This is a genomic window from Plantibacter sp. VKM Ac-2880 (assembly GCF_015351235.1).
Lineage (GTDB): Bacteria > Actinomycetota > Actinomycetes > Actinomycetales > Microbacteriaceae > Plantibacter.
Map to the genome: position 1 here is coordinate 2,273,586 of NZ_JADKSJ010000001.1, position 14,130 is coordinate 2,287,715.

16 protein-coding genes are annotated in these 14,130 nt (G+C 70.7%); all 16 read left to right on the plus strand.

Annotation, left to right across the window (positions count from 1 at the left end):
• Positions 1-22 precede the first annotated feature (22 nt).
• The 16 genes from gmk (at position 23) to trpA (ending at position 14,030) form a co-directional block, all read left to right on the plus strand.
• The gene (gene gmk, locus ITJ57_RS10950) at positions 23-901 is read left to right on the plus strand and encodes a guanylate kinase (protein WP_194670392.1); all 879 of its coding nucleotides are present in this window, start codon (positions 23-25) and stop codon (positions 899-901) included.
• A gap of 68 nt (positions 902-969) precedes the next feature.
• Positions 970-1,227, plus strand: a complete 258-nt coding sequence (rpoZ, locus tag ITJ57_RS10955) for a DNA-directed RNA polymerase subunit omega (protein WP_056005756.1) — start codon at positions 970-972, stop codon at positions 1,225-1,227.
• A 201-nt stretch (positions 1,228-1,428) separates the two neighbouring features.
• Positions 1,429-2,622 (plus strand): methionine adenosyltransferase, encoded by a 1,194-nt coding sequence (gene metK / locus ITJ57_RS10960; protein WP_194670022.1) that lies wholly within the window; start codon positions 1,429-1,431, stop codon positions 2,620-2,622.
• Between the two features lie 26 nt (positions 2,623-2,648).
• Entirely contained in the window at positions 2,649-4,583 is a 1,935-nt protein-coding gene (locus ITJ57_RS10965) for a primosomal protein N' (protein WP_370582334.1), read from the plus strand.
• Positions 4,584-4,611: 28 nt separating this feature from the next.
• A complete protein-coding gene (gene fmt, locus ITJ57_RS10970; protein WP_194670024.1) occupies positions 4,612-5,541 on the plus strand; it encodes a methionyl-tRNA formyltransferase in 930 nt (309 codons plus the stop codon).
• Positions 5,538-7,025, plus strand: coding sequence for an RsmB/NOP family class I SAM-dependent RNA methyltransferase (locus ITJ57_RS10975; protein ID WP_194670025.1), 1,488 nt, complete (start codon positions 5,538-5,540; stop codon positions 7,023-7,025). The genes fmt and ITJ57_RS10975 overlap by 4 nt, the downstream gene beginning before the upstream one ends.
• A gap of 10 nt (positions 7,026-7,035) precedes the next feature.
• The gene (gene rpe / locus ITJ57_RS10980) at positions 7,036-7,704 is read left to right on the plus strand and encodes a ribulose-phosphate 3-epimerase (RefSeq protein ID WP_194670026.1); all 669 of its coding nucleotides are present in this window, start codon (positions 7,036-7,038) and stop codon (positions 7,702-7,704) included.
• Positions 7,705-7,770: 66 nt separating this feature from the next.
• Positions 7,771-8,034 (plus strand): phosphoribosyl-ATP diphosphatase, encoded by a 264-nt coding sequence (locus tag ITJ57_RS10985; RefSeq protein ID WP_194670027.1) that lies wholly within the window; start codon positions 7,771-7,773, stop codon positions 8,032-8,034.
• A gap of 107 nt (positions 8,035-8,141) precedes the next feature.
• The gene (hisG, locus tag ITJ57_RS10990; RefSeq protein ID WP_194670028.1) at positions 8,142-8,981 is read left to right on the plus strand and encodes an ATP phosphoribosyltransferase; all 840 of its coding nucleotides are present in this window, start codon (positions 8,142-8,144) and stop codon (positions 8,979-8,981) included.
• Positions 8,982-9,028: 47 nt separating this feature from the next.
• Complete coding sequence (gene hisF / locus ITJ57_RS10995; protein ID WP_194670029.1) at positions 9,029-9,793, plus strand: imidazole glycerol phosphate synthase subunit HisF; 765 nt, start codon at positions 9,029-9,031, stop codon at positions 9,791-9,793.
• Positions 9,790-10,179, plus strand: a complete 390-nt coding sequence (hisI, locus tag ITJ57_RS11000; RefSeq protein WP_056777457.1) for a phosphoribosyl-AMP cyclohydrolase — start codon at positions 9,790-9,792, stop codon at positions 10,177-10,179. The genes hisF and hisI overlap by 4 nt, the downstream gene beginning before the upstream one ends.
• 13 nt (positions 10,180-10,192) lie before the next feature.
• Positions 10,193-10,861, plus strand: a complete 669-nt coding sequence (locus tag ITJ57_RS11005; RefSeq protein WP_194670030.1) for a Trp biosynthesis-associated membrane protein — start codon at positions 10,193-10,195, stop codon at positions 10,859-10,861.
• Between the two features lie 103 nt (positions 10,862-10,964).
• Positions 10,965-11,195, plus strand: a complete 231-nt coding sequence (locus ITJ57_RS11010) for a DUF6704 family protein (RefSeq protein WP_194670031.1) — start codon at positions 10,965-10,967, stop codon at positions 11,193-11,195.
• 2 nt (positions 11,196-11,197) lie between these two features.
• Positions 11,198-11,974 (plus strand): indole-3-glycerol phosphate synthase TrpC, encoded by a 777-nt coding sequence (gene trpC / locus ITJ57_RS11015; RefSeq protein ID WP_194670032.1) that lies wholly within the window; start codon positions 11,198-11,200, stop codon positions 11,972-11,974.
• Positions 11,971-13,221, plus strand: coding sequence for a tryptophan synthase subunit beta (trpB, locus tag ITJ57_RS11020; RefSeq protein WP_194670033.1), 1,251 nt, complete (start codon positions 11,971-11,973; stop codon positions 13,219-13,221). The genes trpC and trpB overlap by 4 nt, the downstream gene beginning before the upstream one ends.
• Positions 13,218-14,030: a tryptophan synthase subunit alpha gene (gene trpA, locus ITJ57_RS11025; RefSeq protein WP_194670034.1), complete on the plus strand. Its 813-nt coding sequence runs from the start codon at positions 13,218-13,220 to the stop codon at positions 14,028-14,030. The genes trpB and trpA overlap by 4 nt, the downstream gene beginning before the upstream one ends.
• Positions 14,031-14,130 lie beyond the last annotated feature (100 nt).

The window sequence follows — 14,130 nt, forward strand, 5'->3', positions numbered from 1 at the left end:
ACCGGACCAGCGCGCGAGGAACATGCCGGAGGTCGACCGCGCAGCCGCCTCCCGGGAGGCCGTGCGCAAGCGCCGCGCGCGCGCCACTGTGAAGGCCTCCATCGCCTCGGGCGCGCGCACGCCGCTCGAGGTCCTCGACGCCGCGACGGCCGAGCCGGACGGTATCGAAGGCGGCGTCCGCGTCACCGAGTACCTCCTGAGCATCCCGAGTATCGGGGTCACGAAGCTCGGGCGCATCCTCGAATCGCTCGGTATCTCCTCCGTCAAACGCCTCGGCGGACTCGGCCGACTGCAGCGGGAACGCCTCCGCGCGTTCATCGCGGAACGGTACCCGGGCACGACCCGCAGCCGACTCGTGGTGCTCGCCGGCCCGACGGCCGTCGGCAAGGGCACGGTCGCGGCCTACATCCGCGACCACTATCCGGAGGTGCACCTCTCCGTCTCCGCCACGACGCGGAAGCCGCGCCCGGGTGAACAGCACGAGGTCAACTACTACTTCGTGGACGACGACGAGTTCGACGGGCTCATCGCCGGCGACCGGCTGCTCGAGTACGCGACGGTGCACAACGCGTACCGCTACGGCACGCCGCGCGAGCCGATCGAGCGTGCCCTCGCCGCCGGAGACAGCGCGCTCCTGGAGATCGACATCCAGGGCGCCAGGCAGGTCAGGGCGGCGATGCCGGAGGCGACCCTGGTCTTCCTCCTCCCGCCGAGCTGGGACGAACTCGTCCGTCGGCTCGTGGGTCGGGGCACCGAGGACGAGGAGGAACGGGAGCGTAGACTGCGCACAGCGAAGGTCGAACTGGCCGCTGCCGACGAGTTCGACCACCGTGTCGTGAACGACGACGTGGCCCGTGCGGCCCAAGAGGTCGTAGACTTGATGAAGATTCACGGGGATTGACGTCCGACGCGCACCCCGCATCGATCAGATCTTCCCCGAACACAACCACACGAGGAGTGTGAACCTGCATGGCTGACAAGCTCAAGGGCATCATCGATCCGCCCATCGACTCCCTGCTCACCAAGGTCGAGTCCAAGTACGCGCTCGTGATCTTCGCGTCCAAGCGCGCGCGCCAGATCAACGACTACTACGCCGACCTCCACGAGGGCAGCCTGTTCGACAACGTCGGGCCGCTGGTCGACTCGTCCGTCGAGGACAAGCCGCTCTCCATCGCGATGCACGAGATCAACGAGGACAAGCTCCAGATCAAGCCGATCGCCGAGTAGCACCCTCACCACGACGAATCCGCCGGGCGCGAGACGACCGGCGGATTCGTCGTGTCCGGGCACGGCGTGCCGCCGATGACGTCCCGCGTCACGGACGGATGCCACGTCGGAGGCCTGGGCTAGAGTGATGAAGGCTCTGGCCTCGACGTCTGCGACGGCCGCCCCTCCACCTCCGCTCCACCACTTCCGACGGGAGACCGCATGACCGAGCTGCGCCTGTTCACCTCCGAATCCGTGACCGAGGGCCACCCCGACAAGATCTGCGACCAGATCTCGGACAGCATCCTCGACGCACTCCTCGAGGTGGATCCGCGCAGCCGAGTCGCCGTCGAGACGCTCGTCACCACCGGCCTCGTCCACGTCGCCGGTGAAGTCTCCACGAGCGGCTACGTCGACATCCCGACGATCGTCCGCGACCGCATCCGTGCGATCGGATACACCTCGTCGGACATCGGCTTCGACGGGGACTCCTGCGGGGTCAGCGTATCGATCGGCTCCCAGTCCGCCGACATCGCCGCAGGGGTCGATCACGCCTTCGAGTCCCGCGAGCAGTCCAGCGTGGACGCCTACGACCTCCAGGGTGCGGGCGACCAGGGCATCATGTTCGGGTTCGCGACGACCGAGACGCCGCAGTACATGCCGCTTCCGAGCTGGATCGCGCACCGCCTGGCCGAGCGACTCGCCGAGGTCCGCAAGTCGGGCCAGCTCGACTACCTGCGTCCGGACGGCAAGACCCAGGTCACCATCGGCTACGAGGGGTTCATCCCGAAGACGGTCGAGACCGTCGTCGTGTCGACCCAGCACCGACCGGGTGTCTCGACGGAGCAGCTGCGTCGCGACGTCCAGCGCCACGTCATCGAGCCGGTCCTCGCGACCGTCGAACTCGACAGCTCGAACGTCACCCACCTGATCAACCCGACCGGCATCTTCGTCGTCGGTGGCCCCATGGGCGACGCCGGCCTCACCGGACGCAAGATCATCATCGACACCTACGGTGGCGCGGCGCGTCATGGCGGCGGCGCGTTCAGCGGTAAGGACCCGTCGAAGGTCGACCGCTCGGCCGCGTACGCGATGCGATGGGTCGCGAAGAACGCCGTGGCCGCCGGCTTCGCGGAGCGCCTCGAGGTGCAGGTCGCCTATGCCATCGGCAAGGCGGCGCCGGTCGGGCTCTACGTCGAGACGTTCGGAACGGCACACGTGCCCGAAGCCGACATCACCCGAGCGATCCGGGATGTCTTCGACCTCCGGCCCGCCGCGATCATCGCCGACCTCGACCTCATCCGGCCCATCTACGCCGCCACCGCCGCCTACGGGCACTTCGGCCGCGAGCTCCCCGACTTCACCTGGGAGCGTCTCGACCGGGTGGAGGCGTTGCGGTCAGCAGCCGGGCTCTAGTCGTGGCAGGCGCGAGGGTCGCCAGGGTGGTACTCGACTCGCCGTTGCCGCAGCTCGACCACCTGTTCGACTACGCCGTCCCCGCCGAGCTCGCCGACGACGCGGTGCTCGGTGCCCGGGTGACGGTCCCGTTCCGGTCGGCGGGGAGGTCGGCGAACGGGTTCATCGTCGATCTCACGGATTCGAGCGAGTTCGGTGGGACGCTCAGTCCGGTGCAGTCGGTGGTGTCGTCGGTACCCGTGCTGACCCCGGACCTTTGGACGCTCGCCCGCCGCGTCGCCGATCGCAGCGCCGGCAGCGCGATGGACGTCCTGCGCCTCGCGATCCCGCCACGGCAGGTCCGGGTGGAGAAGACGTGGGCAGCGACCGCGCCACCGGAACCGGTCGTCATCGAGCGGCGCACCGTCCCAGGCTTCGCCCCCGGCACGCTCGACCGCGTCGAGCCTGGTGAGCGGTACGCGGTCACGGCGATCCCGGCGCTGACGGCCACCTCGGGCGGCACGTCGCTGCCCGACTGGTCCTTCACCTTCGCGGCCCTCGCGGTGAACCAGCTCGCGGCGGGACGCAGCACGATCCTCGCCGTGCCCGACTATCGCGACGTCGAGCACCTCCTCGCCGCTCTGGAGGACCTCGGGGCCGGGTCCGCCGTCGCTCGAGCCGACGCGAAGCAGACCCCCGCGGCGCGGTACCGCTCCTACTTGGACGGACTGCACCCCGTTCCGCGGATCGTGGTGGGCAATCGTTCGGCCGTGTACGCGCCCGCCCACGACCTCGGCCTCATCGCCCTCTGGGACGACGGCGATCCACTCCATCAGGAACAGCTCGCCCCGTACGTCCACGCCCGCGACGTCGCTCTGACGAGGCAGGAGATGAGCGGTGCCGCCCTCGTCTTCGCGGCCCACTCGCGGAGCACCGAGACGCAGCGGCTGGTCGAGCTCGGATGGTTGCGCGAGGTGTCGCCGACGCCCCCCGTCCGTCCGAGGGTGGTGGTGTCCCGCGCGAGCGGTGACGACGCCATGACGAGCCAGGCCCGCATCCCGTCGAGCGCGTGGCGGGCCGTCGACGAGGCGCTGCACCACGGTCCGGTGCTCGTGCAGGTCGCACGTCCCGGGTACGCGCCGCATCTCGCCTGCCGCCGTTGCGGGACGAGGGCGCACTGCTCGGTGTGTCACGGTCCACTCCACCTGGCGACGGCACGGTCGCAGCCCTCCTGCCGTTGGTGCGGTCACCTCGCCACCGGGTGGTCGTGCGAGACGTGCCACGACACCGCGTTCCGCGTCACGGCGGCCGGGACGGGTCGGACCGCGGAGGAACTCGGTCGTGCCTTCCCCCGATACCGGGTCGTGGTCTCCGACGGCGACGCTCCGAAGCTCGAGGTGGGGCCGGAACCGGCCCTCGTGATCGCGACGCGGGGTGCCGAACCGATCGCGGACGGCGGGTACGCAGCCGTCCTCCTGGTCGACGCCGACCGCATGCTCGCGCGTGAATCGCTCCGCGTGGCCGAGGACTGCCTCCGATGGTGGTCGAACGCCGCAGCGCTGGCGGCGCCACGCGCTCCGGTGCTGCTCATCGGCGTCGAAGCGCCGGTCGCGAACGCCCTCGCCCTCTGGCAACAGCCACGGTTCGCGAGTGAAGAACTCGCCGAACGCCGCGAGCTCGGCTTCCCACCGGCGGTCAGGAGCGCGACGCTCACCGGCACCCGCGAGGCGGTCGACGCCGCCCTCGCCGGCCTGCCGCCGGAGTACCGGAGCCGAGTCCTCGGCCCGACGGTCGACGACGCGGGAGAGACCGTCGCGATCCTCCGCGTCGACTACGGACACGCCCGTGCGGTCGCGGAGCAGTTGCGAGCGACGGTCGTCGCCCAAGCGGCGAAGCGCCGACGACCGACCCCCGGCAGGCGAGCGCCGAAGGCCCCGCCTACACTCAGAGTACGATTCGACGATCCGGAGATGCTGTCATGATCCACCCCGACCACGAATGCCGAACCGCGTGAGGCTCGTCTTCGCCGGAACCCCGGCCGTCGCCGTTCCGACCCTCGAGGCACTCGTCGAAGCCGGGCACGAGATCACCGCCGTGGTGACCCGTCCCGACGCGCCGATCGGTCGCAAACGCGTCCTCACGCCGTCACCCGTCGCCACAGCCGCCGAGCGCCTCGGGCTCGACGTCATCCGCGCTGCGAGGCTCGACGACGAGGCGACCGCGCACATCTCGGCCCTGCGTCCTGATCTCGGTGTCATCGTCGCGTACGGCGGGCTCGTGCGTGAGCCGCTCCTGTCGGCTCCCGAGCACGGGTGGATCAACCTCCACTTCTCCCTGCTTCCGGCCTGGCGCGGAGCCGCTCCCGTCCAGCGCTCCGTGATGGCCGGGGACCAGGTCACCGGGGCGTCGGTCTTCCAGCTCGTGCCGGCGCTCGACGCCGGCGACGTCTTCGCAACGATCGAGACGCCCATCGGCGCGGGGGAGACCGCGGGGGAACTCCTCGACCGCCTCGCGGAACTCGGGGCGCCGCTGACCGTGGACGTCGTCGCCAGGATCGCCGCGGGGACCGCCGTCGCCGTGCCACAGGATGGGCCGCCCACGCTCGCACCGAAGCTCGACGGCCTCGCCGGCCGCATCCAGTGGGACCGTCCCGGCAACGACGTGTGGTCACAGATCCGGGGGGTCACGCCGGAGCCCGGCGCGTACACCGTCATCGACGACGCACGGCTGAAGGTGCACGCCGCCGCTCTGGCGCCCGAACACACGATGGATCCGCCGGCACCGGGCACGGTCGTCCAGGTCGACGGCCTGGTGCTCGTGGGGACCGGCGACACCCCGCTGCAGCTGCTCCAGGTACAGCCGGCCGGGCGGACCACCATGTCGGCCGCTGACTGGTGGCGGGGCGCCGCCAACGGTGCAGAACGGCTGGTGACCGCATGAGCGCGCAGCAACCCGACAACAGACCGCGCCGCGACCGACGTCCCCGGGTCGAGGAACCACGACGAGGGCGGCAGCGTCCCACCCGGCCGCGCGACTCGTCGACCGTGCAACCCGCCCGTCGGGTCGCCTTCGACGTCATCCACGCGGTCAGCACCTCAGACGCGTACGCGAACCTCCTGCTCCCGCACCGTCTCGCGGAGGCGAAGCTGAATCCGGCGGACGCCGGACTCGCCACTGAGTTGACCTACGGCACACTCCGTCGTCGCGGCTACTACGACCGGGTGATCGCGCTCGTCGCGAAGCGCCCCGTCACGGAGATCGACGACGCGATCCTCGACGTCCTCCGGCTCGGCGCACATCAGCTGCTCTCCATGCGTGTCGCCGGCCACGCCGCGGTGAACGAGTCGGTCGAACTCGCCCGCTCGGCCGGGTCGCGGTCGGCCGCCGGATTCACCAACGGTGTGCTGCGCACCATCTCACGGACGGAACCCGCCGAGTGGGAGCGCCTCCTGCTCGGCGAGGTCACGAACGACACCGATCGCCTCGCCGTCACGACCGCCCACCCCTCGTGGGTCGTCCGGGCCATCCGCCAGTCCCTCGACCTCCAAGGGCACGGCGACGAGCTCGAAGCCGCCCTCGGCGCCGACAACCTCGCGCCGCAGGTCAACCTCGTCGCGCTGCCAGGCCTCGCCGAACGGCCGACCGACGCCGAGCCCAACCGGTTCTCGCCCTACGGATTCCGGAGCTCCGGCGGAGACCCGGTCCAGCTCGTCGGCACCGGCGGCGGCCGCCTCCGGGTGCAGGACGAAGGCTCGCAGCTCGCAGCACTCGCGCTCACCCGGGCCGAGCCGGTCACTGCCGGCGAACGCTGGCTCGACCTCTGCGCAGGACCCGGCGGGAAAGCGGCCCTCCTGGCCGCCGAAGCCCTGGCCGGGGGAGCCCACCTCGACGCGAACGAACTCGTCCCCGCTCGGGCACGCCTCGTCGAGCGCGCGCTCGCCGGGGTACCGCTCGAGGTGGCGGTGTCGACCGCCGACGGCGCGACGCTCGCGGCCTCACGTCCGGAAGGGTACGACCGCATCCTCCTCGACGCCCCGTGCACGGGCCTCGGAGCGCTGCGACGACGACCGGAGGCGCGCTGGCGGAAGACCCAGAAGGACGTGGCCGACCTGACCCGTCTGCAGTCGTCGCTCCTCGACGCCGCGATCCTGGCGCTCGCGCCCGGCGGCATCGTCGCGTACGTGACCTGCTCACCCCACGTCGCCGAGACCGCCCTCATCGTGGAGAGCGCCCTCCGCGCCCACCCGACGATGCAGCGGATCGACACGGCCGAAGTCCTCGACCGGGTCACGGTGGAACCGCTCGATGCGGCCGCCCCAGGCGGCGCCGTGCAGCTCTGGCCGCACCGGCAGGGGACCGACGCCATGTTCATCGCGCTGCTGCGGAAGCCGTCGCCGTCGGTCGAACCCACTGTCGATCGCTAGGCTCGTTCCCATGTCCGTGCGTATCAACCCGAGCATCCTGTCCGCCGACTTCGTGAACCTCCAGGCCGACCTGGACCGGATCGCCACCGCCGACCTCGTCCATGTCGACGTCATGGACAACCACTTCGTCCCGAACCTCACCTTCGGCACGCAGATGGTCGGACGGATCCAGGACGTCTCGCCGATCCCGCTCGACGTCCACCTCATGATCTCTGACGCCGACCGCTGGGCCCCCGGTTACGCCGAGCTCGGCGCGTACTCCGTGACGTTCCACGCCGAGGCGGCCAGCGACCCCGTGGCGCTGGCCAGGCGCCTGCGCTCCATCGGGGCGCGCGCCGGGATCGCCGTGAAGCCGGGCACGCCCATCGAGCCGTACCTCGAGCTGTTGCCGGAGTTCGACCAGGTGCTCGTCATGACGGTCGAACCGGGCTTCGGTGGGCAGTCGTTCATGCCGGAGACCATGCCGAAACTGCGCGCGCTCGCCGCCGAGGTCGCGCGTACGGGTCTCGACGTCTGGCTGCAGGTCGACGGTGGGATCTCCGCGGACACGATCGGGATCGCCGCGGAAGCCGGCGCGAACACCTTCGTCGCCGGGTCAGCGGTCTACGGCGGGTCCGACCCGGCGGCCAACATCGCGCTCCTGCGGGCCGCCGCCGAGGCGTCGACGCACAGCCACTGAGCCCCTGACCCGCTCCGTCCACCCCGGCGGCGCGCACCTCCGCTCGGAACCGGTACCCTGGAGCACGTGAAAACCTTCGACGAGCTGTTCGACGAGCTGCGCCAGAAGGCCGAGACCCGGCCGGAGGGGTCCGGCACGGTCCGCGAACTCGACACCGGCGTGCACGGCATCGGGAAGAAGATCGTCGAAGAGGCGGCCGAGGTCTGGATGGCGGCCGAGTACCAGAGCGACATCGAGACGGCCGAGGAGATCTCCCAGCTGATCTACCACGTGCAGGTGATGATGGTGGCGAAGGGGCTCACCCCCGCCGACGTCTACCGACATCTGTAGGCCAGACGCGTCCGGAGCACCGCTGCTTCCGGAAACCGTCACGGACGGACCCCGACGCCACGGGTCCGCGCACCCCGCTCGCCACCACGTCACGAGATGAGATCCACATGCTGAGAGTCGCCGTGCCCAACAAGGGCTCGCTGTCCGAGACCGCCGTCGAGATGCTCCAGGAGGCCGGGTACGCCACCCGTCGCGACACCAAGGAGCTGCACGTCGTCGACGCGCGGAACGACGTCGAGTTCTTCTACCTGCGCCCGCGGGACATCGCCACGTACGTCGGATCGGGCGCACTCGACATCGGCATCACGGGCCGCGACCTCCTGCTCGACTCGCACTCCGCGGCGACCGAACTCGCCGAACTCGGCTTCGGGGGTTCCACCTTCCGCTTCGCCGGTCCGGCGGGGGAGTTCGCGGAACTCTCCGACCTCGCCGGGAAGACCGTCGCCACGAGCTACCCCGGCCTGGTGGGCAACTTCCTGCGCGACGCCGGTGTCGACGCGACGCTCGTCCACCTCGACGGCGCGGTCGAATCCGCCGTCCAGCTCGGGGTGGCCGACGCGGTCGCCGACGTGGTCTCCACCGGCACGACCCTCAGGAAGGCCGGCCTCGGCATCTTCGGCCCCGTGATCCTCGACTCCACGGCCGTCCTCATCGCCTCTCCCGAGACGAAGCCCAGCACGGCCACCCTCATCCGTCGTCTGCAGGGCGTCCTCGTCGCGAGGCAGTACGTGCTCGTCGACTACGACCTCCCCGTCCGGCTCCTGGAGCAGGCCACCGCGGTCGCCGGTGGCATCGAGTCGCCGACGATCTCGCCGCTGCGCGACCCCGAGTGGGTGGCCGTCCGGGTCATGATCCCGCGCGGCGAGGCGAACGACGTCATGGACCGCCTCTACGAGCTCGGCGCGCGCGCGATCCTCGTCACGGCGATCCACGCGGCTCGACTCTGAGTATCCACCCCATCCCAGACCGCTCCAGTCGCCCCGCGGAGGCCATCGTGTCACTCGCCACCAGAGTCATCCCCTGCCTCGACGTCGCCGACGGCCGCGTCGTGAAGGGGGTCAACTTCCTCGATCTCCGCGACGCGGGCGATCCCGTCGAGCTCGCCAAGCGGTACGCCGAGCAGGGCGCGGACGAACTCACCTTCCTCGACGTCACCGCGACCGTCTCCGAACGCGAGACCACCTACGACCTCGTCAGCCGCACGGCGGAACAGGTCTTCATCCCGCTGACCGTGGGCGGCGGCGTGCGGACCACGCACGACGTGTCGCGGCTCCTCGCGAGCGGAGCCGACAAGGTCGGGGTGAACAGCGCAGCGATCGCGCGGCCCGAGCTCATCGGAGAGATCGCCGACCGGTTCGGTGCGCAGGTGCTGGTGCTGTCACTGGACGTCAAGCGGCACGCCGGCAGCGCGTCGGGATGGATCGTCACGACGCACGGTGGTCGTCGTGAGACCGAACTCGACGCGCTCGCCTGGGCGGCCGAGGCGATCGAACGCGGCGCGGGGGAGTTGCTGGTGAACTCGATCGACGCCGACGGCACCAAGGCCGGCTTCGACACCGAGCTCATCCGCGCCATGCGCGAGGTGAGCCGGGTGCCGGTGATCGCGTCGGGCGGGGCGGGCAAGCTCGCCGACTTCCCTCCGGCGATCGCCGCGGGTGCGGACGCTGTCCTCGCAGCCAGCGTCTTCCACAACGGGGAACTGACGATCGGCCAGGTCAAACAGGAGCTCGCCGATGCGGGTTGGACGGTCCGAGCATGAGCGCCGACATCACCATCCCCGTCGGTGCCGACCCGGAGACCGCGATCCGGCAGCTCACCTTCGACGCGCAGGGGCTGATCCCCGCCGTGGTCCAGCAGTGGGACTCGCGGGAGGTCCTCATGCTCGGCTGGATGGACGCCGAGGCCGTGCGACGCACGATGACCGAGGGACGCGTCACCTACTGGTCGCGATCCCGCCAGGAGTACTGGCGCAAGGGCGACACCTCCGGGCACGCGCAGTTCGTGCGGGGCGTCTCCTACGACTGCGACGGCGATACCCTGTTGGTGGAGGTCGACCAGCTCGGTGCAGCGTGCCACACGGGTACCCGCAGCTGCTTCGACGCCCGGAGCCTCGACGTCGTCGCCGCGCCATCGTCGACACCATGAATCGAGTTCGAGCATGACCGAGACCAACGAAGAACCCCCTGTGCCGGAGGAGTCCCCGGCCGACGACCTCGAGGCACGAGCCGTCCGCAGCCGACAGCGCCGTCTGAAGACGCTGCTGCTCGTCATCGCGGTCCTGGCGAACGCCCTCATCCTCGCCGCGTGGACGCAGTCCTGGCTCTCGATCAGCCTCGTCGGCGTCGGACCGCACTCCGGCGCCCTCGACGTGGTCGGATCCGTCGCGGCCCCAGCCCTCTCGGCCCTCGCGTTGGCCGGCCTGGCGCTCGTCGCCGCCCTGGCGATCGCCGGACCGGTCTTCCGGATCATCCTCGGCGTGCTCGAGGCGGTGATCGGCGTGTGCGTCGCGATCTCGGCGATCACCGTCCTCACCGCTCCCGCGACCGCCGGCGCAGCGGCGGTGACGGAGGCGACGGGCGTCGCCGGCAACCAGTCGACCGTCGACCTCGTCGCCGCGACGTCGCTCACCGCGTGGCCGGCCGTCGCGCTGGTCCTCGGCATCGTCCTCGGTCTCGCCGGCCTCGCCACCGCGGTCACGCACCGGATGTGGCCCGGCCCGTCGCGCAAGTACCAGGCCGTGCGCTTCACGCAGGTCGAGGCGTCGCCGAGCGCCGATCCCGTCGGCGCCTGGGACGACCTCAGTCGCGGCGACGACCCGACCCGCTGAGTCGAGGCACGTCCTGAAGCCACCTGGGAACTCGTGGCCCACGCACGGAAGCGTCCACGTCTTGCCGGTACACTGGAATCCGCACCCGCACAGAAGGAGAACCATGAGCACCGACCCCTCGGACCCCGGCCACGGACACTCGCCCGCCGCCTGGACCGCCGTGATCATCATGTTGGTCGCGTTCGCCGCCGGTACGGTCTTCTTCTGGCTCGACATGCCCCTGCTCGTCTGGATCTCGGCCGGTGTGCTGCTCCTCGGTTGGATCACCGGCGGCATCCTCGCCAAGGCCGGGTACGGCGTCGGCGGCTCCGAGACCCTGGCGAAAGAGCACTGAACATGCTCGCCGACCTGATGGCCGGCGCGAAGGAGGACGCCCTCGGGCGCCTCGCGGGCCGTCCGGCTGCAGCCGTCGAGGCCCTGGCGGTCCATGCCCCTCCGGCGATCGACGCGCTTGCCGCGCTCGCTCCTGCCGAGCGGGTGAAGATCATCGCCGAGGTCAAGCGGTCGAGCCCCTCTCGAGGTGCCTTGGCCGACATCCCCGACCCGGCGCTCCTCGCCTCGTTGTACGAGCAGGGCGGCGCCAGCGCGGTCAGCGTCCTCACGGAAGGTCGGAAGTTCGGCGGTTCGCTGGACGACCTCGAAGCCGTTCGTGCGTCGATCCGGATCCCCGTGTTGCGCAAGGACTTCATCTCGCTGCCCTACCAGGTCTTCGAGGCTCGCGCCGCGGGCGCGGACCTCGTCCTGCTCATCGTCGCCGGCCTCGACCAGTCCACCCTGCTGTCGCTGCACGAGCTCGTCGTCCAGCTCGGCATGACGCCCCTGGTCGAGACCCACTCGGCCGACGAACTCGCTCGGGCGAGCGACATCGGCGCCCGGCTCATCGGCGTCAACGCGAGGAACCTCAGCACCTTCGAACTCGACCGCAACCTCTTCGGCTCGCTGACGGACCGGTTCCCCGCCGACGCGATCAAGATCGCCGAGTCCGCCGTGCTCGGCGCGTCGGACGTCGCCGCCTACCGACGTGACGGCGCGGACGTCGTGCTGGTCGGCGAAGCACTCGTCACCGGCGACCCCGTCGCCACCCTCGAACAGTTCCTGGGAGCATCCGAATGACCCTGTCACCCCCCACGCCCGCGGACACCGAGCCCACCCACCTGCGAGACGAAGCCGGCCCGTTCTTCGGCGACTTCGGCGGACGCTACATGCCGGAGGCGCTCATCGCCGCGGTCGACGAGCTGGCGGCCGCCTACGAGGCCGCGAAGGTCGATGAGACCTTCCAGGCCGAACTCACCACGCTGCTGCGCGACTACGCCGGCCGGCCATCGATCATCACGGAGGTCCCGCGGTTCGCAGCCTCCGCCGGGGGAGCGCGCATCTTCCTCAAGCGCGAGGACCTCAACCACACGGGTTCCCACAAGATCAACAACGTCCTCGGCCAGGCGCTGCTGACGAAGCGCATCGGCAAGACCCGCGTGATCGCCGAGACCGGGGCAGGTCAGCACGGGGTCGCCACGGCGACCGCGGCCGCCCTGTTCGGTCTCGACTGCACGATCTACATGGGCGAGGTCGACACCGAACGACAGGCGCTCAACGTCGCACGCATGCGACTCCTCGGCGCCACCGTCGTCCCGGTCACCTCCGGCTCGCGCACGCTCAAGGACGCGATCAACGAGGCATACCGCGACTGGGTGGCCTCGGTCGAGACGACGAACTACCTCTTCGGCACCGCTGCAGGACCACACCCCTTCCCCGTCATGGTGCGCGACTTCCAGAAGATCATCGGTGAGGAGGCTCGCGCCCAGCTCCTCGAGCTGAACGGGTCCCTCCCCGACGCGGTCGTCGCCTGCGTCGGCGGCGGCTCGAACGCCATCGGCATCTTCCACGCCTTCCTCGACGACGCGGACGTCGCGCTCTACGGCGTCGAGGCGGCCGGCGACGGCGTCGACACCCCTCGGCACGCCGCTTCCATCGGACGTGGTCGCCCCGGCGTCCTGCACGGTGCCCGGACCTTCGTGCTCCAGGACGACGACGGCCAGACCGTCGAGTCGCACTCCATCTCGGCCGGGCTCGACTACCCGGGCGTCGGCCCTGAGCACGCGTGGCTCGCCGACACCGGACGCGCCACGTACGTCCCCGCGACCGACGCGGAGGCGATGGAGGCATTCAGGCTCCTGAGCCGTACCGAGGGAATCATCCCGGCCATCGAGTCGGCGCACGCCCTCGCGGGTGCCATCGTCCTCGGCAAGGAGCTGGGTCCAGACGCGACCATCCTGGTGAACCTGTCGGGACGCGGCGACAAGGACGTCGAGACCGCGGGCGCCTACTTCGGGCTCCTCGACGAAGCCGGACACAACGCATGACCGCTCAGCAGGCGGACGCCGCCGTGGCGTCGGCCGTCTCGACGGCCATCGACGCCGCAGCGACCGAACGAGCCGGCGCACTCATCGGGTACCTGCCGGTCGGGTTCCCCGACCTCCAGACGAGCATCGACGCCGCCATCGCCTTGGCGCAGAACGGCGTCGACGTCCTCGAGCTGGGTGTGCCCTACTCCGATCCGGTCATGGACGGTGCCGTCATCCAGGCCGCCACCATGACGGCGTTGGCGGGCGGCTTCAGACTGCGCGACGTCTTCACGGCGGTCAGTGCGATCCGCGCCGCGGTCGACGTCCCGGTGCTCGTCATGACCTATTGGAACCCGGTGACGCAGTACGGCGTCGAGCGCTTCGCCTCAGACCTCGCGGCAGCAGGGGGAGCCGGTCTCATCACGCCGGACATCACCCCGGACGCCGCCGCGGAGTGGCTGGACGTCAGCGAGCGACTGGGGCTCGACCGCGTCTTCCTCGCCGCCCCGACATCGAGTGACGAGCGCCTCTCGCTCGTGACCGGGCACTCGAAGGGGTTCGTCTACACCGTCTCGACGATGGGCATCACGGGAGCGCGGCAGGATCTCGACGCCGCCGCCAAGACGCTCGTCGGGCGCCTCCGTGCAGCCGGCGCCTCGCACGCCTGCGTGGGGATCGGGATCTCGACGGCCGAGCAGGTGCGATCCGTCCTCGAGTACGCCGACGGCGCGATCGTCGGGTCCGTCTTCGTCAAGGCCCTCGCCGACGGTGGCGTTCCCGCCGTCACCGAGGTCGTCCGGTCGCTCGCAGCCGGCACCAACCGCTGAGCCGCAAGCCCGGACCCGTCGCGGCGTTCCGTCGACGGGCGCGCTGAGGGTAGCCTCAGCACGTCCGTGATGCCGAAGGCCGTACACTCGATCAGAGTTC